This is a genomic window from Erwinia sp. V71, from assembly GCF_965644245.1.
Taxonomy (GTDB): domain Bacteria; phylum Pseudomonadota; class Gammaproteobacteria; order Enterobacterales; family Enterobacteriaceae; genus Erwinia.
Window position 1 is genome coordinate 1 of the sequence record NZ_CBFFRK010000029.1, and the last position, 20,803, is coordinate 20,803.

General features: G+C 56.3%; 18 protein-coding genes and 1 riboswitch. Of the genes, 10 read left to right on the forward strand and 8 right to left on the reverse strand.

The features are described 5' to 3' along the window. Positions 1-506: 506 nt before the first annotated feature. Positions 507-2,096, forward strand: coding sequence for a bifunctional phosphoribosylaminoimidazolecarboxamide formyltransferase/IMP cyclohydrolase (gene purH, locus ACSZO1_RS08905; RefSeq protein WP_437611624.1), 1,590 nt, complete (start codon positions 507-509; stop codon positions 2,094-2,096). A gap of 20 nt (positions 2,097-2,116) precedes the next feature. Beyond that, positions 2,117-3,397, forward strand: a complete 1,281-nt coding sequence (gene purD, locus ACSZO1_RS08910) for a phosphoribosylamine--glycine ligase (protein ID WP_437611627.1) — start codon at positions 2,117-2,119, stop codon at positions 3,395-3,397. Between the two features lie 70 nt (positions 3,398-3,467). Here the strand turns inward: purD and ACSZO1_RS08915 are convergent, their stop codons facing one another. The 6 genes from ACSZO1_RS08915 to nudC form a co-directional block, all read right to left on the reverse strand. Continuing rightward, complete coding sequence (locus ACSZO1_RS08915) at positions 3,468-4,118, reverse strand: DUF1481 domain-containing protein (RefSeq protein ID WP_437611629.1); 651 nt, start codon at positions 4,116-4,118, stop codon at positions 3,468-3,470. A 275-nt stretch (positions 4,119-4,393) separates the two neighbouring features. Then, positions 4,394-4,666, reverse strand: a complete 273-nt coding sequence (gene hupA / locus ACSZO1_RS08920; RefSeq protein ID WP_002438605.1) for a nucleoid-associated protein HU-alpha — start codon at positions 4,664-4,666, stop codon at positions 4,394-4,396. Between the two features lie 188 nt (positions 4,667-4,854). Continuing rightward, positions 4,855-5,445 carry a YjaG family protein gene (locus ACSZO1_RS08925; RefSeq protein WP_437611632.1) on the reverse strand — a complete coding sequence of 197 codons (591 nt, stop codon included), beginning with the start codon at positions 5,443-5,445 and terminating at the stop codon, positions 4,855-4,857. Positions 5,446-5,511: 66 nt separating this feature from the next. Then, complete coding sequence (gene nfi / locus ACSZO1_RS08930; protein ID WP_437611634.1) at positions 5,512-6,183, reverse strand: deoxyribonuclease V; 672 nt, start codon at positions 6,181-6,183, stop codon at positions 5,512-5,514. 2 nt (positions 6,184-6,185) lie between these two features. Next, positions 6,186-7,253, reverse strand: coding sequence for a uroporphyrinogen decarboxylase (hemE, locus tag ACSZO1_RS08935; RefSeq protein WP_437611636.1), 1,068 nt, complete (start codon positions 7,251-7,253; stop codon positions 6,186-6,188). A 52-nt stretch (positions 7,254-7,305) separates the two neighbouring features. Then, a complete protein-coding gene (gene nudC, locus ACSZO1_RS08940) occupies positions 7,306-8,079 on the reverse strand; it encodes an NAD(+) diphosphatase (protein ID WP_437611638.1) in 774 nt (257 codons plus the stop codon). Between the two features lie 95 nt (positions 8,080-8,174). Here nudC and rsd point away from each other — a divergent pair, with 95 nt between their 5' ends. The 7 genes from rsd (at position 8,175) to thiH (ending at position 14,413) form a co-directional block, all read left to right on the forward strand. Continuing rightward, entirely contained in the window at positions 8,175-8,681 is a 507-nt protein-coding gene (rsd, locus tag ACSZO1_RS08945) for a sigma D regulator (RefSeq protein WP_437611640.1), read from the forward strand. Between the two features lie 106 nt (positions 8,682-8,787). Next, positions 8,788-8,888, forward strand: a riboswitch (TPP riboswitch). 93 nt (positions 8,889-8,981) lie between these two features. Further along, complete coding sequence (thiC, locus tag ACSZO1_RS08950) at positions 8,982-10,916, forward strand: phosphomethylpyrimidine synthase ThiC (RefSeq protein ID WP_437611642.1); 1,935 nt, start codon at positions 8,982-8,984, stop codon at positions 10,914-10,916. Then, positions 10,913-11,566, forward strand: coding sequence for a thiamine phosphate synthase (gene thiE, locus ACSZO1_RS08955; protein WP_437611644.1), 654 nt, complete (start codon positions 10,913-10,915; stop codon positions 11,564-11,566). The genes thiC and thiE overlap by 4 nt, the downstream gene beginning before the upstream one ends. Beyond that, positions 11,550-12,299, forward strand: a complete 750-nt coding sequence (locus tag ACSZO1_RS08960) for a HesA/MoeB/ThiF family protein (RefSeq protein ID WP_437611646.1) — start codon at positions 11,550-11,552, stop codon at positions 12,297-12,299. The genes thiE and ACSZO1_RS08960 overlap by 17 nt, the downstream gene beginning before the upstream one ends. Continuing rightward, the gene (thiS, locus tag ACSZO1_RS08965; RefSeq protein ID WP_437611648.1) at positions 12,296-12,496 is read left to right on the forward strand and encodes a sulfur carrier protein ThiS; all 201 of its coding nucleotides are present in this window, start codon (positions 12,296-12,298) and stop codon (positions 12,494-12,496) included. The genes ACSZO1_RS08960 and thiS overlap by 4 nt, the downstream gene beginning before the upstream one ends. Position 12,497: 1 nt before the next feature. Beyond that, a complete protein-coding gene (locus ACSZO1_RS08970) occupies positions 12,498-13,274 on the forward strand; it encodes a thiazole synthase (protein ID WP_437611650.1) in 777 nt (258 codons plus the stop codon). After that, positions 13,274-14,413 (forward strand): 2-iminoacetate synthase ThiH, encoded by a 1,140-nt coding sequence (gene thiH, locus ACSZO1_RS08975; RefSeq protein ID WP_437611652.1) that lies wholly within the window; start codon positions 13,274-13,276, stop codon positions 14,411-14,413. The genes ACSZO1_RS08970 and thiH overlap by 1 nt, the downstream gene beginning before the upstream one ends. 130 nt (positions 14,414-14,543) lie before the next feature. On the opposite strand, the gene ACSZO1_RS08980 is transcribed toward thiH, so the two are convergent. Then, positions 14,544-15,998, reverse strand: coding sequence for a PLP-dependent aminotransferase family protein (locus tag ACSZO1_RS08980; protein WP_437611654.1), 1,455 nt, complete (start codon positions 15,996-15,998; stop codon positions 14,544-14,546). A gap of 174 nt (positions 15,999-16,172) precedes the next feature. On the opposite strand from ACSZO1_RS08980, the gene ACSZO1_RS08985 reads away from it, so the two are divergent. Next, on the forward strand, positions 16,173-16,364 hold the full coding sequence (locus tag ACSZO1_RS08985) for a DUF1127 domain-containing protein (protein ID WP_437611656.1): 192 nt from the start codon (positions 16,173-16,175) through the stop codon (positions 16,362-16,364). 150 nt (positions 16,365-16,514) lie between these two features. On the opposite strand, the gene rpoC is transcribed toward ACSZO1_RS08985, so the two are convergent. Continuing rightward, complete coding sequence (rpoC, locus tag ACSZO1_RS08990; protein ID WP_437611658.1) at positions 16,515-20,738, reverse strand: DNA-directed RNA polymerase subunit beta'; 4,224 nt, start codon at positions 20,736-20,738, stop codon at positions 16,515-16,517. Positions 20,739-20,803: the final 65 nt, after the last annotated feature.

The window sequence follows — 20,803 nt, forward strand, 5'->3', positions numbered from 1 at the left end:
TAAAGAGCAGTGCAGTCAGCGGCTTCGCCTGCTGCTGCGAGGTGGCGTATATTACGCTTTCCTCTTTCAGAGTCAACCTCTTTTCAGAAGTTTTTTCTCTGTCAGTTCAGGACGTTGTTTCAACTTCCTGAACCGCTCAACCCGGTGACTGTTACGTCGTTGTTCCGTGTCGATGGAGGCGCATTATAGGGAGTTCCGCGCCGCCCGCAACAAGTAATTTGCCATAAATTCACTGTTTGCTGCATTCCACAGCAAAAGCCCGCCTTATACCCAGTTATACACAAACTTATCCACACAGGATATCGATAAACAATTTTGACGAGCATCACGCAAACGTTTTCGCTACAATGCCCGCGACAAAATGGACTCCCCTTTTTGGGGGCGTTACCTGAAACTTATCTTCTCTCACTATATAAAGAGAACGCTAAGCTTGATGTAACGCTCTTTATGGCGACACTTTCGTTCCACAAGTTAATGCAAACCCAAAGCCAAGGGATAAAACCACCATGCAACAACCTCGTCCTGTACGCCGCGCGCTGCTCAGCGTGTCTGACAAAGCCGGTATCCTTGAATTCGCCCAGGCGCTCTCCAGCCGCGGTGTTGAACTGCTGTCTACTGGCGGTACTGCACGTCTGCTGGCCGACGCGGGCCTGCCGGTCACCGAAGTCTCCGACTACACCGGCTTCCCGGAAATGATGGATGGACGCGTCAAAACGCTGCACCCGAAAGTGCATGGTGGCATTCTTGGTCGCCGCGGTCAGGACGACGCCATTATGGCGCAGCACGCTATCCAGCCCATCGATATGGTGGTGGTAAACCTGTACCCGTTTGCAGAAACCGTGGCACGTGAAGGCTGCTCACTGGAAGATGCGGTAGAGAATATCGATATCGGCGGCCCAACCATGGTGCGCTCCGCAGCGAAGAACCATAAAGATGTCGCCATTGTGGTGAAGAGCAGCGACTACACGGCCATTATTGCCGAGCTGGATGCCAACGCTAACTCGCTGACACTGGCTACCCGTTTCGACCTGGCGATCAAAGCATTCGAACACACTGCGGCTTATGACAGCATGATCGCCAACTACTTCGGTAGCCTGGTTCCGGCCTATCACAGCGAATCACGTGAACCTGCCGGTCGTTTCCCGCGTACGCTGAACCTGAACTTTATTAAGAAGCAGGATATGCGTTATGGCGAGAACAGCCATCAGGACGCCGCTTTCTATATAGAAGAGAAAATTACTGAAGCTTCCGTTGCTACTGCGCAGCAGGTTCAGGGCAAAGCACTCTCCTATAACAATATCGCAGATACTGATGCGGCACTGGAATGTGTGAAAGAGTTCGCCGAGCCGGCCTGTGTGATCGTCAAGCACGCCAACCCGTGTGGTGTTGCCGTCGGTGATTCCATCCTGACCGCCTACGATCTCGCGTATAAAACCGACCCGACTTCCGCGTTCGGCGGCATCATTGCGTTCAACCGTGAACTGGATGAAGCCACTGCACAGGCGATTATCAGCCGTAAGTTTGTCGAAGTGATTATCGCGCCATCCGCCAGCGAAGCGGCACTGAAAGTCACTGCCAGCAAACAGAACGTGCGTGTACTGACCTGCGGTCAGTGGCAGCAGCGCCAGAAAGGTCTGGACTTCAAACGTGTTAACGGTGGCCTGCTGGTGCAGGATCGCGATCTGGGCATGGTCGACGCCAGCCAGCTGCGAGTGGTCAGCGAGCGTCAGCCGGGCGAAGAAGAGCTGCGCGATGCGCTGTTCTGCTGGAAAGTAGCCAAATTCGTGAAATCCAACGCCATTGTTTATGCGAAAAACAATATGACCATCGGCATTGGCGCCGGTCAGATGAGCCGTGTCTACTCTGCGAAAATCGCCGGCATTAAAGCTGCTGATGAAGGTCTGGAAGTGAAAGGCTGCGCGATGGCATCCGATGCCTTCTTCCCGTTCCGTGACGGCATTGATGCCGCAGCGGCGGTTGGCGTGACCTGTGTCATCCAGCCTGGTGGTTCGATCCGTGATGATGAAGTGATTGCCGCCGCCAACGAGCACGGCATCGCCATGATCTTCACCGACATGCGCCATTTCCGCCATTAATTGCCTCTGGAGACTGTGAGATGAAAATTTTAGTAATTGGTAATGGCGGCCGTGAACACGCCCTGGCATGGAAAGCAGCACAATCCCCACTGGCGGAAACCGTGTTTGTCGCACCAGGCAATGCCGGCACCGCGCTGGAACCTGCGCTGCAAAACGTCGCCATCAGCGCGACCGATATCCCGGCACTGCTGAGCTTTGCACAGAATGAGAAGATCGATCTGACCATCGTCGGCCCGGAAGCGCCGCTGGTGATTGGTGTGGTTGATGCTTTCCGCGCGGCAGGTCTGAAGATCTTTGGCCCAACGCAGGCGGCAGCACAGCTGGAAGGCTCAAAAGCCTTCACCAAAGATTTCCTCGCGCGTCATCAGATCCCGACCGCGGAATACCAGAACTTTACCGAAGTAGAGCCAGCGCTGGCCTACGTGCGCAGCAAAGGCGCGCCGATCGTGATTAAAGCCGACGGTCTGGCGGCAGGCAAAGGCGTGATTGTCGCCATGACCCTGCAGGAAGCGGAAGACGCCATTCAGGATATGCTGGCAGGCAATGCCTTTGGCGATGCCGGTCACCGCATCGTGGTGGAAGAGTTCCTCGATGGCGAAGAAGCCAGCTTTATCGTGATGGTTGACGGTGAAAACGTTCTGCCAATGGCCACCAGCCAGGATCACAAACGTGTTGGCGATGGCGATACCGGCCCGAATACCGGCGGTATGGGCGCTTACTCTCCGGCGCCAGTGGTGACCGATGACGTCCACCAGCGCGTGATGGACGAGGTTATCTGGCCGACCGTGCGTGGTATGGCGGCAGAAGGCAATACGTATACCGGTTTCCTGTATGCCGGCCTGATGATCGATGGCAGCGGCAAGCCGAAAGTGATCGAATTCAACTGCCGTTTCGGCGATCCGGAAACGCAACCGATCATGCTGCGTCTGCAGTCGGATCTGGTGGATCTGTGCCTGGCCGCCTGTGACGGTAAACTGGATCAAAAAGATTCCAGCTGGGATCCACGTCCTTCACTGGGTGTGGTTCTGGCCGCTGGCGGTTATCCGGGTGATTACAATACCGGTGACCAGATCCACGGTTTACCGCTGGAAGAAGTGGCAGACGGCAAAGTGTTCCACGCCGGAACGACGCTGCAGGATGATAAAGTCGTGACCAGCGGTGGACGTGTGCTGTGTGTGACCGCGCTGGGTGAAGATGTGGCGGCAGCGCAGCAACGCGCTTACCAGCTGCTGCAGAACATCTCCTGGGAAGGCAGCTTCTGCCGCAAAGATATCGGTTACCGCGCGATTAATCGCAAGTAAGGGCATCCGGGGTTCCCCCATCCCAGCCTTCCCCCGCTTAGCGGGGGAAGGTGCACGAAGACGTTCCCCCTCAGAATTCCGCTTCCTTCGGTTCCCACGAGCAGTAATCTTCGTTCGCCACCAGCAGCAACTGAGTCCCTTCCGGGGCATCGAGCCAGGCAATGTTCACCGGCATACTGGCGTTAGCCTGACGCTGGGCAATGTAACCCCGCTCACGACTGTCAAAACCGGGTTTCAGCACGTTACCCTGACAGGTTTTCACACTGCCATCCGCCTGCCATTGCCCCTGATGCAGCATAACGCGACCGCTAAGCAGCGCATCGCTGATCTTAAGCATCCGCTGGGCATCAAAGCGGTAAAGCTCGACAGCGTCTTCTGACAGCGCTTCACGGCGTCCCTGCAGCTGTCGCTGCATAAAGCTGAGGTTGCCCTGATGGTCAAAGCGCAGCGTGACATCATCCGGGCGCGAACCTTTGGTATGGCGTTCGATGGCGACCAGCTTGCCATCCTGCCAGCTGTAATCGGTAATTTCGGTGGCGTCGCCAGTCAGCGGACTGTACACCGTCATCATATGTGCAGCCTGCTGCTGGCTGTCTTTGCGCCAGATACGTACCACACCACGATCCGCAACATAACCGCTGGCAGTGAAGTCCGGCAGCGTGGAACTGGAGCTGCAACCCACAAGGAAAAGGGTAAAAGCGAGGAGAATGTACTTTTTCATAAATTCTCGCAAAAACTGGTGCTGATTTAGAAATTCTTGCCAATACTGGCACAGATAATGGGATTCACTCTACAGCGAGCGTCAATGCTCAGCCGTCGGCGGCGCAGCCAGTTCAGGTGCGCCCGGCGCACAGCAACCGGAGCGTACTTCAGTACGTGAGGATTGCGAGCACTGCGCAAACCTGAAATGGCAGGCAAGCCAGGCTGCTGTGATCACCAAAAAACAAAAGGAGCGATTAATCGCTCCCCGTGTTCAAACTTTTAGCGCTAACGCTATTACTTAACAGCGTCTTTCAGTGCTTTACCAGATACGAATGCCGGTACGTTTGCAGCAGCAATTTTGATTTCTTTGCCAGTCTGCGGGTTGCGGCCAGTACGCTCAGCACGGTGGTTAACTTTAAAAGTACCAAAACCAACCAGTTGTACAGCATCACCTTCTTTCAGAGACTCAGTAATTGCAGCCAGGGTGGATTCCAGAGCAGCTTTAGCCTGGGTCTTAGACAGGTCCGCTTTGTCCGCAATTACATCAATCAGTTGAGTCTTGTTCATAAGTTATCCTTACAGTGTATTTATCGCTTGCTAAGCATCAAGTGCGAGGGAAAAGCCAGTATCTGGCACTCTTCTGCCTGCACGCACCGATAGCCACATTTTTCAGCCCCCCAAATGTAGACCAGACAGGGGGCGGATGTGAAGCCTTTCGGCACGACAAATCAGGCGTGAAGTCACGTTTTATCGCCTTATTGCTGAAAATTTATACCGATGTTACTGATTCCCGCTTCCCGGAGGTCAGATCGCAGTCCTTTGATCAGCTCCAGGTCACGCTCTTCGCAGGCAGCCAGCAGGCGGAAAATCTCCCACTGAATGTCCCACTCTTCCTCCACCGCCGGGTTCTCTTTCAGCTCTTCATCGCTCATTTCGCGACCGGCCTGCGTCATTTCGAGGATGGCGACAGTGGTGATGGAAGTTTCGCTGACTTCAATCGCATGGCTCAGGGTTTCACCGCTCAGACGCGAGTGCAGTAATTCGCTCAGCGCCACACAGGCATCAATCGCCGGGTGAACGCCGTAGACATCGTAATCCTCTGCCGCCGGAATGGCATCTTCCAGTTTCTCCAGCTGGCTGTCGAAATTCACTTTGGCGTCTTTGACCACCAGCGTTTCCCACACCAGATCGAGAATACGGCGATACAGCTGCGCATCGGCAAAACCGGTTTGCTGGCAAAAAGCCCAATAATTGGGGTACATACGCTCGCACAGGCAAGCCATAAAAGTAACGTGCTGCCAGCTTTCCAGCTTTTCCAGCCGCAGATGAATCGGATTACGTAACATTAGAGAGATCTCACAGACATTGAAGCGCGGTCAGCAGTGTACCTGAAAAGCCGCCGACTCACACCGTTAACCCTGCTGCTGCTGCCAGCGCAGAAACGCCGGACGACCGGACGCCACAGCATCGGCCCAGCGCGTCGGTTCCGGCAGACGGTAGCCCGCCATACAGTTTTCCACCCACTGTAGCGCCGTCTCGTGGCTGACACGGTGCCCGGTGGAGATAAACAACGGATTGCAGCGCGCTTTACTGCGCCATACCCAGCCCAGTTGCTCGCCTTTATCCAGCAGAGGCTGAGATGCGCCGGGTGACTCATCCAGCGGCGCAAACTTACCGCAAAGACGCTGTTTCGCCACGCCAATGGTGGGCACATCCACCAGCAGGCCAAAATGGCTGGCGACACCGAGACGGCGCGGATGGGAGATACCATGACCATCGACAAACAGCAGATCGGGCTGGTGCTCCAGCCTCTGCCAGGCCGCCAGCAGTGCCGGGCATTCGCGGAACGAGAGAAAACCGGGGATATAGGGCATGGTGGTGGCAATACGCGCCACCCGGTATTCCAGTAACCTCAGCGACGGGTATTCGAGAATAACCAGCGCGGCGCGCGTGACCTCGCCCTGCTGCTCGAAGCCGACATCGGCACCGGCAATCAGGCGCGGCGGAAAGCAGGCAAAATTATCGTGGCGTACCACCTGCTGCGCCCGTTCCAGCTGCTCTGCACGCAGCGCCTGCATGTCCATCGTTACTCCGCGTGGTAAGGCTGTGACAGCCTGTGCACGGCCTCGACAAACACCCCTGCATGCTCTGGCGGTACGTCCTGGTGAATACCATGCCCCAGGTTAAACACATGGCCGCTGCCATGGCCAAAGCCCTGCAGAATCGTCGCCACTTCCTGCTCAATGCGTGCAGGTGGTGCATACAGCATCGACGGGTCCATATTGCCCTGCAGCGCCACACGATCGCCGACGCGACGGCGCGCATCCGCAATATCTGTGGTCCAGTCGAGGCCCAGCGCATCACAGCCGGTCGCCGCCAGATCTTCCAGCCACTGACCGCCACCTTTGGTAAACAGCGTCACCGGGACACGACGGCCTTCATTCTCATGCAGCAGGCCATCGACGATTTTATGCATGTAGTAGAGTGAGAACTCGCGATAATCACGGCCTGTCAGCACGCCGCCCCAGGTATCAAAAATCATCAGCGACTGCGCACCTGCGCGGATCTGCGCATTCAGGTACAGAGTGACGCTGTCAGCCAGTTTATCCAGCAGCAGATGCAACGTTTGCGGCTCGGCGTACATCATCTTTTTGATTTTGGTGAACGCTTTGCTGCTGCCGCCTTCCACCATATAGGTTGCCAGCGTCCATGGGCTGCCGGAGAAGCCGATCAGCGGCACATCGCCATTCAGGGCTTTGCGAATGGTGCGTACCGCATTCATCACATAACCCAGCTCTTGCTCAGGATCGGGCACCGGCAGTTTTTTCACATCCTCAGCACAGGTAATCGGTGCGGAAAAACGCGGACCTTCACCGGCTTCAAAATACAGACCGAGTCCCATCGCGTCCGGGATAGTGAGGATATCGGAGAACAGAATCGCCGCATCCAGTGCATAGCGCCGCAGCGGCTGCAGGGTGACTTCGCACGCCAGCTCAGCGTTTTTGCACAGTGACATAAAGTCACCGGCCTGCGCACGGGTCGCTTTATACTCCGGTAAATAGCGTCCCGCCTGGCGCATCATCCATACCGGGGTGACATCCACTGGCTGACGCAGCAGCGCGCGTAAATAGCGGTCGTTCTTCAGTTCACTCATTATCGGACTCTCTTAAAAACAGGCGCGTAGTATAACAGACTGGCGGCGAGGTTTAATCCGCCGCGGCACGACACAGGGCAACGGTATCTTCGATCAGGCGGCGCGCTACCGTACCGGGCGGTGGCAGCAATGGCAGGTCGTCGTAACGATACCAGCCCGCATCAATCAACTCTTTGCCATCGTGTTGCAGCTCGCCGCCGTCATACTCCGCCATAAACGCCATCATTAGCGAATGGGGGAACGGCCACGGTTGCGAGGTGACGTAACGTACGTTCTTCACCCTGATGCTGCTCTCTTCCATCACCTCACGTGCCACGGCTTGCTCGAGGGTTTCCCCCACTTCGACAAAACCGGCCAGCACGGTGTAAATACTGTTGCGGTGGCGCGCATGCTGCGCCAGCAGGATCTCCTCACCGCGGCGAATGGCGACGATAATGCATGGCGCGATTTGCGGATAGTAGCGCTGGCGGCAGTGATTACACAGGCAGGCGAACTCGGTCTTGCTGAGATGCATCTCGTGGCCGCAATAGCCGCACCAGCGGTGAGAACGGTAGAATTCGGCCAGCTGGACACCACGTCCGGCCAGCTGAAACAGGCCCACGTCCTGATCGAGGATCTGCCGTACCGATCCCATATTTTCGCTGCGGTTCGCGCAGATCAACCAGACATTCTCGCCCTGCCATTCGCCAATTACCGATCCTGACGATCCCACCAGCCCTAATTCCCCGGCATTTCCATGCGGCAGATCACCTTGTGGCAACCAAAGTTGCTGTTCATGGCTGACAACCCACCAACCAGCGTCTACGCTTGTAATTTGCTGTTCCATAAAAATTATTATCCTTTTGCTTTAACAGACTCGCTGCACAACTGCTGTTAAGTATTCAGAAACTTGCGCTAAAACTATATCCCATGGAGCCGATCATGCTAAACCAGTTAGATGTGCTGACCGCTCGAATCGGCGGCAGTAATGCTCTGGTGGATCTTTGGTTAAATGCCCGCCGGCAGCTACTGGCGGCGTATTATCAGCTGGCCGTCATTAAGCCCAAAAAAGATTCATTAACCCCGCTGGACGACAAAGCTCTCGATAATTTCTGCCAGAATCTGGTGGACTACCTTTCCGTTGGCCACTTCAGCATCTACGAACGCATTATCGCCGAGATGGAGGGCGACAGCCCGTTTGTGGTGGCCTCGCAGATCTATCCGGCTCTGCAGGCCAATACCCAGCAAATTATGGACTACTACGACAGTAGTCTGGAAGCGGCGATTGATGATGATAATTGCCTGGAATTTCAGCAGGCGCTGTCCGGGGTGGGCGAAGCACTGGAAGTGCGTTTTACCCTTGAGGATAAGCTGATCCAGCTGGCATTCGATAACCAGTTGCGTGCGCTCGCCGCCGCCAACGATGCCGAGGCGGCACGCCCGGCGTAAAAATTATCCGCTGGTAATTTCAAAAAAGCCCCCTTATGCTGAGGGGGCTATTTTGTGCGCGTGTTTTCAAAACGCCGCACCTAATTTTGGCATTTAAAACGCCAAAATCATCTTGTCGGAGTGCCCTTAGGGGCTGAGACCGTTAATTCGGGATCCGCGGAACCTGATCAGGTTAGTACCTGCGAAGGGAACAAGAGTACACACGCTGTTTCGGTGCTGACCGCTGTTGCGTCACGCCGTCTGTTACTCCTGCCGAACTCCGGACAAGCCATTTTCCCTTTTGTATTAAGGATATGTGCTATGTCTGACGTGAAGAAAAAATCCACCCGCCGCGAGCAACGCGCTGAGGCGCAACAGTTTATCGATTCCCTGCAGGGAACCGCTTTCCCCCATTCACAACGTATCTACCTGCAGGGTTCACGCGCCGATATCCGTGTGCCGATGCGTGAAATCCAGCTCAGTCCGACGCTCACCGGCGGCAGCAAAGAGAACCCACAGTTTGAAGAGAATGAACCGGTGCCGGTGTATGACACCGCCGGTCCGTACGGCGACCCTGCGGCCAGTATCGATGTGCACCGCGGGCTGACGCGTGGCCGCGCAGCGTGGATCGCCGAACGCGGTGACAGCGAAGAGATCGCCCAGCTGAGTTCCCGCTATACCCAGCAGCGTCTGGCGGATGAAGGTCTTGATCATCTGCGCTTTGAGCATCTGCCGCGTCCGCGCCGTGCCCGCGCCGGTCACTGTGTGACACAGCTGCACTATGCACGCCTCGGCATCATCACTCCAGAAATGGAATTTATCGCCCTGCGGGAAAATATGGGACGCGAACGCATCCGCGGTGACGTGCTGCTGCAACAGCACCCCGGCAACAGCTTCGGTGCCTTGCTCCCCGACAACATCACCGCAGAATTTGTCCGTCAGGAAGTGGCGGCCGGACGCGCCATTATTCCGGCCAATATTAATCACCCGGAGTCGGAGCCGATGATTATCGGCCGTAACTTCCTGGTGAAAGTGAATGCCAATATCGGCAATTCTGCCGTCACTTCCTCGATTGAAGAGGAAGTGGAGAAGCTGGTGTGGTCCACCCGCTGGGGCGCCGATACGGTGATGGATCTCTCCACTGGCCGCTATATCCACGAAACGCGCGAATGGATCCTGCGTAACAGCCCGGTGCCTATCGGCACGGTGCCGATCTACCAGGCACTGGAAAAAGTGAATGGCGTCGCCGAAGACCTGAACTGGGAGGTGTTCCGCGATACTCTGTTGGAGCAGGCGGAGCAAGGTGTCGACTACTTCACCATTCACGCCGGTGTGCTGCTGCGTTATGTGCCAATGACCGCAAAACGGCTGACCGGCATTGTGTCACGCGGTGGCTCCATCATGGCGAAGTGGTGCCTGTCGCATCACCGTGAAAACTTCCTCTACCAGCATTTCCGTGAAGTCTGCCAGATCTGCGCTGCCTATGATGTCTCGCTGTCGCTGGGTGACGGCCTGCGCCCGGGTTCCATTCAGGATGCCAATGACGACGCGCAGTTCGCCGAACTGCATACGCTGGGCGAACTGACCAAAATCGCCTGGGAGTATGACGTACAGGTGATGATTGAAGGCCCGGGCCATGTGCCGATGCAGATGATCCGCCGCAATATGACCGAGCAGCTGGAACACTGCCACGAAGCGCCGTTCTATACCCTTGGGCCACTGACCACTGATATCGCACCAGGTTATGACCATTTCACTTCCGGGATTGGCGCAGCGATGATTGGCTGGTTTGGCTGCGCCATGCTGTGTTATGTGACGCCGAAGGAGCATCTCGGCCTGCCCAACAAGGAAGATGTGAAACAGGGGCTGATTACCTACAAGATCGCCGCCCACGCCGCCGACCTGGCAAAAGGGCACCCCGGCGCACAAATCCGCGATAACGCCATGTCAAAAGCACGCTTCGAATTCCGCTGGGAAGATCAGTTTAACCTGGCGCTCGATCCCCACACCGCACGCGCCTACCACGATGAAACGCTGCCGCAGGAGTCCGGCAAAGTCGCCCACTTCTGTTCAATGTGCGGCCCGAAATTCTGCTCGATGAAGATCACTCAGGAAGTGCGCGAATACGCCGCGCGGCAGGAAGCGCAGGCGCAACCTATTGAAATCGGTATGGCAGAGATGTCGGACGCTTTCCGCCGTCGTGGCGGTGAGCTGTACCACCCTGCCGATACCCTGCACCAGGAGGAACAGGCATGACACATCCCTTCCCTGCCACGGTAAAACAGCTGGGGCTGTATCCGGTGGTCGACAGCGTTGAGTGGATCGCGCGTCTGCTGGAGGCTGGCGTGCGCACCATTCAGCTGCGTATCAAAGATCAGCCCGACGACGCGGTCGAGGCCGATATTATTGCCGCCATTGCGCTGGGGAAACAGTACCACGCACGGCTGTTTATCAATGATTACTGGCAGCTGGCGATTAAACATCAGGCGTACGGCGTCCATCTTGGTCAGGAGGATCTGGATGTCGCCGACCTGGATGCCATTCGCCGCGCCGGGCTGCGTCTCGGTCTTTCCACCCATGACGATGCCGAGCTGGATCGCGCGCTGGCGCAGCAGCCATCGTATATCGCACTGGGGCATATTTTCCCGACACAAACCAAGCAGATGCCCTCTGAACCTCAGGGACTCAGCGAGCTGACACGCCATCTTGATCGCCTGCGCAATATGCCGACAGTGGCGATTGGTGGCATCAGCATCGAACGCGCGCCAGCGGTGCTGGCGACCGGCGTCGGCAGTATTGCCGTGGTGAGTGCCATCACTCAGGCACCAGACTGGCATCAGGCCACGCAGACATTGCTGGCGTTAGTGGCGGCGTCGCAGGGAGAGCTGCATGCTGAGCGACAATGATTTTTTGCGCTACAGCCGCCAGTTGCTGCTGGAAGAATTCGGTATTGCCGCGCAGGAGAAACTGCAACGCGCCAGCGTGCTGATTATCGGCGTGGGCGGGCTTGGCTCGCCTGCAGCGTTGTATCTGGCGGCGGCAGGCGTCGGCAAACTGCTGCTGGCAGATGACGACAAATTGCATATCAGCAACTTACAGCGGCAGATCCTGTTTCGCAGCCGGGAAACCGGCCAGCCGAAAGCACAGCTGGCGCGACAACATCTGCAGGCGCTGAACCCACAGGTGGAAGCGATCGCCGTCGAACAGCGTCTGGATGCAGATAACCTGCCCGCACTGGTGCAACAGGTCGATCTGGTGCTGGACTGCAGTGACAACATGAGCACCCGCCATGCCGTGAATGCCGCCTGCGTCGCGCATAACAGGCCGCTGGTCAGCGGCAGCGCCGTGGGTTTTAGCGGCCAGCTGATGGTCATCTCACCGCCATGGGAGCAAGGCTGTTACCGCTGCCTGTGGCCGGACGACGCGGAACCTCAGCGCAACTGCCGCACTGCCGGGGTGCTGGGACCGGTGGTCGGCGTGGTCGGCGCGTTACAGGCGCTTGAGGCGCTGAAATTACTGGCAGGGCAATCGTCGGTGCTGAACGGCAAACTGCGCCTGTTTGATGCCCGGCAGCAGGCCTGGCGCACGCTCAGTCTGCAGCGCAGCGCGCACTGTGCGGTTTGCGGGGGTGAACAGTGAAAATCGTGGTGAATGACGAGCCCATGACGCTGACTTCTCCTCTGTCACTAAGCGAACTGCTGGAGCAGCTGGCGCGCCACCAGCCTGGCACGGCTTTAGCTGTAAATCAGGCAATCGTGCCACGCGACCGCTGGCCATCCCATCTTCTTCAGGAGGGCGATGAACTGGTGATATTCCAGGCCATCGCCGGAGGCTGATATGTTACAGATAGCAGATAAACGTTTTTCTTCACGCCTGTTTACCGGCACCGGTAAATTCGCCACCCCATCCCTGATGCTGGAAGCGATTCGTGAATCCGGTTCACAACTGGTGACCATGGCAATGAAGCGCGTCGACCTGAAAGGTGGCGACGATGGCATTCTTGCGCCGTTACAACAGCTGGGCGTCCAGCTGCTGCCGAATACGTCCGGCGCGAAAACAGCAGCCGAAGCGATTTTTGCCGCTCATCTGGCGCGCGAAGCACTGGGCACCCACTGGCTGAAGCTGGAAATTCATCCCGATGCGCGTTACCTGTTACCGGACCCGATTGAAACCCTGAAAGCAGCAGAGCAGCTGGTGAAAGAGGGCTTTGTCGTGCTGCCTTACTGCAGCGCCGATCCGGTGCTGTGCAAGCGACTGGAAGAAGTGGGCTGCGCGGCAGTGATGCCGCTGGGTGCGCCGATTGGCAGTAATCAGGGACTGAAAACCCGCGATCTGCTGGCGATTATTATCGAACAGGCGAAAGTGCCGGTAGTGGTTGATGCCGGTATCGGTGCGCCAAGCCACGCCAGCGAGGCGCTGGAGATGGGCGCAGATGCAGTACTGGTGAATACCGCGATTGCCGTCGCGCGTGACCCGGTGCAGATGGCGCGCGCCTTTAAGCTGGCAGTGGAAGCCGGTGAGCTGGCAAACAGCAGCGGCCTCGGTGCCGCACGCCAGCAGGCGCAGGCCTCCAGTCCGCTGACGGCCTTCCTGCAGCATAGCGAGGCACAGTGATGAGCGACTTTATCGCACGCTGGGAACAGCTGCACTGGGACGATATCGCGATGCGGATTAAGAGCAAAACCGCCGCCGATGTCGAGCGGGCGTTAAACGCACCGCGTGTCGGTCGTGAAGAGCTGATGGCGTTACTCTCCCCCGCTGCGGCGGCATATCTTGAGCCGCTGGCCGCGAAAGCACAGCGCCTGACGCGTCAGCGCTTTGGTAATACCGTCAGCTTCTATGTGCCGCTCTACCTCTCCAATCTGTGTGCCAATGACTGCACCTACTGCGGTTTCTCCATGAGTAATCGTATTAAGCGCAAGACGCTGGACAGTGAGGAGATCGCCCGCGAATGTGAAGCGATCCGCGCACTGGGTTTCGATCACCTGCTGCTAGTCACCGGTGAACATCAGAGCAAAGTGGGGATGGACTATTTCCGCCAGCATGTGCCCGCGATCCGCCAGCGCTTCAGCTCACTGATGATGGAAGTGCAGCCGATGTCGCAGGCGGACTATGCCGAACTCAAGACCCTCGGCCTCGATGGTGTGCTGGTGTACCAGGAAACCTATCATCCGGCGGTCTACAGCCAGCATCATCTGAAAGGGAACAAACAGGATTTCTTCTTCCGGCTGGAGACGCCGGATCGGCTGGGGCGCGCCGGGATCGATAAGATCGGGCTGGGGGCGTTGATCGGCCTGTCTGACAGCTGGCGCACCGACTGCTATATGGTGGCGGAGCACCTGCTGTGGCTGCAGCAAACCTACTGGCAGAGTCGCTATTCCATCTCGTTCCCGCGTCTGCGCCCCTGTGCAGGTGGCATTCAGCCTGCCTCGATCATGAATGAAAGTCAGCTGGTGCAGGTGATTTGCGCTTTCCGGCTGTTTTCGCCAGAGGTGGAACTGTCACTCTCAACCCGTGAATCGCCGTGGTTCCGCGATCATGTGGTGCCGCTGGCGATTAACAGTGTCAGCGCCTTCTCCAAAACTCAGCCGGGTGGCTACGCCGATAACCGGCCAGAGCTGGAGCAGTTTGCCCCGCATGATGACCGTACTCCACAGCAGGTGGCGGAAGCCCTGCGGCAGTCCGGGTTACAGCCAGTATGGAAGGACTGGGACAGTTATCTGGGACGCAACGCGCAGGAAAAAGTAAGCTGACAGCCACACGACGAAAAGATACCGGCATACTGCGCAAGACGGCGATGCGCCACTGGCAGGTTATCCCCCACGGGCTACAGTAGGGCGGTCGCTGGCAACCCTGCCAGCGACCAGGGTCGGCGCAGGTTCTTCATACCGACCCTGCCTTCTCCATCCCGCAGGCTGCCAGACAGATATCCATTTCCCGCTGCATAGCTGCCCCGAGGATGGCAAGCCCCTTTTCCGTTTTCTCAGTGAAAGGTGCGGCATAGCTCAGTCGCAGGCAGTTACGGTATTTACCGGAAGCGGAGAAGAGTGACCCGACGCTGATCTGAATACCTGATTCACGCATTTCGCGGTTAAGACGTACTGAGTCGAACTCTTCCGGCATCTCAATCCACATCATGAAACCACCCTGCGGCCGGCTGACGCAGATGCCACAAGGGAAATAGTGACGTACCCAGTAGGTGAAAATATCCAGGTTACGCTGATAATAGGCTCGCATGCGCCGCAGATGTGGCTGGTAATGCCCCTGGCGAATAAACTCGGCCACCGCCATTTGCGTTTGCGTTGCTGTCGAACCCGTGCCGATATATTTCAGATGCAGCACGCGATCCCGGTAACGGCCAGGTGCCACCCAGCCAACACGCAGCCCTGGCGCCAGCACTTTGGAAAACGAGCTGCACAACAACACTCGCCCATCCTCATCCAGCGATTTGATATTCATCGGACGCGGATAGTCGTAGGCCAGTTCGCCATAGACATCATCTTCAACAATGGCGATATCAAAGCGCTGCGCCAGCGACAGCAAAGCACGTTTGCGTCCGTCGGGCATAATAAAACCCAGCGGATTATTGCAGTTGGGAACCACCACGACCGCTTTAATCGGCCACTGATCCAGCGCCAGCTCCAGGGCTTCCAGGCTGATTCCCGTAACGGAATCGGTTGGAATTTCAATCGCTTTAATACCAAAGCCGCGCAGTGTCTGCATGGTGCCATGAAAGGCAGGTGACTCTACCGCGATGATTTCACCCGGCTGGCATACCGCCCGAATCGAAATCGACAAAGCTTCATGGCAACCCGTGGTAATCACAATATCTTCTTCCGACAGCTGGCAGCCGCTGTCTATCGCCAGCCGCGCCACCTGCTCACGCAGGGCAGGAACGCCGTAGATATTGTCGTAGTTCAGTACCCGTGGATCCTGTTTCTGCGCCATACGGCTGATGATTTTCCACAGTGGCTTGAGCGTCTGCTGGCTGATATCCGGCACACCACTGCCGAAATGCAGAATGTTTTCATCAAGGCGGGCATTGACCAGCTCCAGCACTGAATCCCATTGCGTGATTTCTACCGGACGCTGTACCGGTCGCGTCAATGCAGGAACAGGCGGCGTCGCTTTACGGGGAGTGACGAAATAACCGGAACGTGGCTGCGGGGTAATCAGCTGTTTTTCTTCCAGCAGGTGATAGGCCTGCTGGACGGTGCTGATACTTACGCCATGTTCAGCACTGAGCGCACGGACTGATGGCAGTCGTTCGCCTCCCTGATACAGCCCCTGCTCTATGCGCTGCGCCAGCAGTGTCGCCAGATGTTGATAACGCGTCATCGTATCCCCTTTCGTTTCACTCACCATAAAAAAACCAGTACAGATTGCCACGAAACCGACCATTCAGATGCAGTATCCGTCAATCTGTATGGCGAATAAAGTCAATTTCTGCCTCTGTATCATAAATCACGTTACGCGCAAGATAGCACTCAGACAGCAAAGAAGGAGTTAGCTATGGAATTTAATGAAAATCGCGCGGGTAAACCCTTTCAGGAGTCCCCTTTCCGTCTGATGTTTACTCTGCCTTACCGCCTGTTGCTGGCATGGTGGCAGCGCAAGCAAACCCGCAGGATTCTGGCGCGTCTCAGCAGCGAACAGCTGCGGGATATCGGCTTAACCTGTGAAGATGTGAAACGTTATAAATAGTGTGTGTTGTGACTGTGATGTGCAGTGACTTTTGATTGTTGACTTGTTGGGCGAAGGATCAGCTTCGCCCTTTTTTGTTTTTATTGATCGGCAGGCATAAAAAAACCGCTCCGAAGAGCGGTTTTTATCAGATCCAGCGCAGCGTGACGATTACTCGTCGTCGCTGCCACCGAGGCCTGCGTTCAGCAGTTCAGCCAGGCTGGCGGAAGCTTCATCTGCAGTCACCTGAGGTGCTGCCGGAACTTCACCCGCCTGACGGCGACGCATACGGTCCTGATGATACGCATAGCCGGTACCGGCCGGGATCAGACGACCCACGATGACGTTCTCTTTCAGGCCGCGCAGTTCGTCACGTTTACCTGCAACTGCAGCTTCGGTCAGGACACGAGTGGTCTCCTGGAACGATGCAGCAGAGATAAACGATTCGGTTGCCAGAGATGCCTTGGTGATACCCAGCAGGTCACGGGCAAATGTTGCACCGATCTTGCCGTTAGCTTCCAGCTCGCGGTTCGCAATCTTAATGCGCGAGTATTCAGCCTGCTCACCATCCAGGAACTCAGAGCTACCTGCTGCTTCGATGGTTGCTTTACGCAGCATCTGACGCACGATAACTTCGATGTGCTTATCGTTAATCTTAACGCCCTGCAGACGGTAAACTTCCTGCACTTCGTTAGTGATGTAACGGGTCACAGCATGCACGCCACGCAGACGCAGAATGTCATGCGGAGACTCTGGACCATCGGATACCACGTCACCACGTTCTACGCGCTCACCTTCGAACACGTTGAGCTGACGCCATTTCGGAATCATCTCTTCGTACGGATCGCTGCCATCAATCGGCGTGATCACCAGACGGCGTTTACCTTTGGTCTCTTTACCGAAGGAGATAATACCGCTGATCTCAGCCAGGATTGCCGGCTCTTTCGGACGACGAGCTTCGAACAGGTCCGCAACGCGTGGCAGACCACCGGTAATATCCTTGGTACCGCCGGATTCCTGCGGAACACGCGACAGGGTATCACCCGCACTGATCTGCACACCATCTTCCAGCTGTACGATCGCTTTACCTGGCAGGAAGTACTGCGCTGGCATATCAGAACCGGTCAGCAGCACGTCATCACCGTTGGCATCAACGATTTTCAGCGCCGGACGCAGGTCTTTACCACCGGTAGTACGTTCTGCACTGTCCAGCACCACCAGCGAAGACAGACCGGTTAATTCGTCAGTCTGACGGGTAATGGTCTGGCCGTCGATCATATCCACGAAACGAACGAAACCGCTCACTTCGGTGATAACTGGCATGGTATGTGGATCCCAGTTTGCAACGGTTTCGCCCGCAGCAACCTGCTCACCATCACCTTTCGCCATGGTCGCACCGTAAGGAACTTTATAGCTCTCTTTGGTACGGCCAAATTCGTCGATCATTTTCAGTTCAACGTTACGCGAGGTGATCACCAGCTTACCAGCGGAGTTGGTTACCGACTTGGCGTTGGTCAGCTTGATGGTACCTTTGTTCTTCACCTGAATGCTGGATTCGGCTGCCGCACGCGATGCCGCACCACCGATGTGGAACGTACGCATGGTCAGCTGAGTACCCGGCTCACCGATGGACTGTGCTGCGATAACACCGATAGCTTCACCTTTGTTGATCAGGTGGCCACGGGCCAGATCGCGTCCGTAACAGTGAGCACAGACACCGAAGTCGGTTTCACAACCTACCACGGAGCGAACTTTCAGGCTGTCAACAGAGTGCTCTTCCAGCAGGTCACACTGCTGTTCGTGCAGCAGGGTGTTGCGTGGCAGCAGAATGTCTGCAGTACCTGGCTTCAGTACGTCTTCCGCGGTTACACGGCCGAGTACACGCTCACGCAGTGGTTCTTTCACGTCGCCACCTTCGATGACCGGAGTCATCAGGATGCCTTCGTGAGTACCACAGTCGTCTTCAGTCACCACCAGGTCCTGCGCCACGTCAACCAGACGACGGGTCAGATAACCGGAGTTCGCGGTTTTCAGTGCGGTATCCGCCAGACCTTTACGCGCACCGTGGGTCGAGATGAAGTACTGGAGTACGTTCAGACCTTCACGGAAGTTCGCGGTGATTGGCGTTTCGATGATCGAACCATCTGGTTTCGCCATCAGACCACGCATACCTGCCAGCTGACGAATCTGTGCTGCAGAACCACGCGCACCGGAGTCGGCCATCATAAAGATGCTGTTGAAGGAGACCTGACGCTCTTCTTCACCGTCACGGTTAATCACGACTTCAGTCGACAGGTTCTCCATCATCGCTTTAGCAACACGTTCGTTTGCCGCAGCCCAGATATCGATAACCTTGTTATAACGTTCGCCAGCAGTAACCAGACCAGACTGGAACTGTTCCTGAATCTCAGCCACTTCTGCTTCCGCTTCCGTGATGATTTCCACTTTCTTAGCCGGGATAACCATGTCGTCGATACCAACAGACGCACCTGAACGGGCTGCGTAAGCAAAACCGGTGTACATGGTCTGGTCAGCAAAGATAACGGTCGGTTTCAGGCCCAGAATGCGGTAACAGGTGTTCAGCATTTTGGAGATCGCTTTCTTGCCCAGCGCTTGGTTGACGATGGAGAAAGGCAGACCTTTTGGTACGATCATCCACAGGATGGCGCGACCAATGGTCGTATCGATCAGACTGGTTTTCGAGGTCCACTCGCCCTGCTCGTTTTTCTCGTGCTCAGTAATACGCACTTTCACGCGAGCGTGCAGTGAAGCCAGGCCAGCACGGTAGATGCGCTCGGCTTCTTTCGGGCCGGTCAGCACCATGCCTTCGCCTTTGGCGTTAACACAGTCACGGGTCATGTAGTACAGACCCAGTACAACGTCCTGAGAAGGAACAATGATTGGCTCACCGTTCGCTGGGGACAGGATGTTGTTGGTAGACATCATCAGCGCACGCGCTTCCAACTGGGCTTCCAGCGTCAGCGGTACGTGTACTGCCATCTGGTCACCATCGAAGTCGGCGTTATATGCCGCACAAACCAGCGGGTGCAGCTGGATCGCTTTACCTTCGATCAGAACCGGTTCGAACGCCTGAATACCCAGACGGTGCAGGGTTGGCGCACGGTTCAGCAGTACAGGGTGTTCGCGGATCACTTCATCCAGGATATCCCAGACGACAGCTTCTTCGCGCTCAACCATTTTCTTGGCGGCTTTAATGGTGGTCGCAAGGCCACGCAGTTCCAGCTTGCCGTAGATGAATGGCTTGAACAGTTCCAGAGCCATTTTCTTCGGCAGACCGCACTGATGCAGGCGCAGGTATGGACCTACGGTAATAACGGAACGACCAGAGTAGTCGACACGTTTACCCAGCAGGTTCTGACGGAAACGACCCTGCTTACCTTTGATCATGTCAGCCAGAGATTTCAGCGGACGCTTGTTCGAGCCAGTAATGGCACGACCGCGACGGCCGTTATCCAGCAGCGCATCAACCGCTTCCTGCAGCATACGTTTTTCGTTACGTACGATGATATCTGGCGCAGCCAGATCCAGCAGGCGTTTCAGACGGTTGTTACGGTTGATCACGCGACGATACAGATCGTTCAGATCGGACGTTGCGAAACGGCCACCATCCAGTGGAACCAGTGGACGCAGATCTGGCGGCAGTACCGGCAGCACGGTCAGGATCATCCACTCTGGCTTGTTGCCAGACTGTACGAACGCTTCCAGCAGCTTGATACGCTTGGTCAGCTTCTTACGTTTGGTTTCAGAGTTGGTTTCGTTCAGCTCTTCGCGCAGCTGTTCGCACTCCTGCTCCAGGTCCATGTTTTTCAACAGAGCCTGGATCGCTTCGGCGCCCATCTTTGCGTCAAATTCGTCACCAAACTCTTCCAGCGCATCCAGATACTGCTCTTCAGTCAGGATCTGACGCTTTTCGAGGTTGGTCATGCCGCCTTCGACCACCACATAAGATTCAAAGTACAGCACGCGTTCGATATCACGCAGTGGCATGTCCAGCAGTAAACCGATGCGTGATGGCAGCGATTTCAGGAACCAGATGTGAGCAGTTGGCGAAGCCAGCTCAATGTGACCCATACGCTCACGGCGAACTTTGGTCTGTGTAACTTCAACGCCACACTTCTCACAGATCACACCGCGGTGTTTCAGGCGCTTGTACTTACCGCACAGGCACTCATAGTCTTTGACCGGCCCGAAAATACGCGCACAGAAAAGACCGTCACGCTCAGGCTTGAACGTACGGTAGTTAATGGTTTCCGGCTTTTTAACTTCACCGAAAGACCAGGAACGGATCATGTCTGGCGAAGCCAGAGCAATTTTGATCGCATCAAACTCTTCGGTCTTAGTTTGCGCTTTCAGAAACTTTAGTAAGTCTTTCACGGATTAGCTCCCGTCGGAGTGAGACTTCTCGAGGCAGTCCGGTGTGACCCGGACTGCTCGTAACC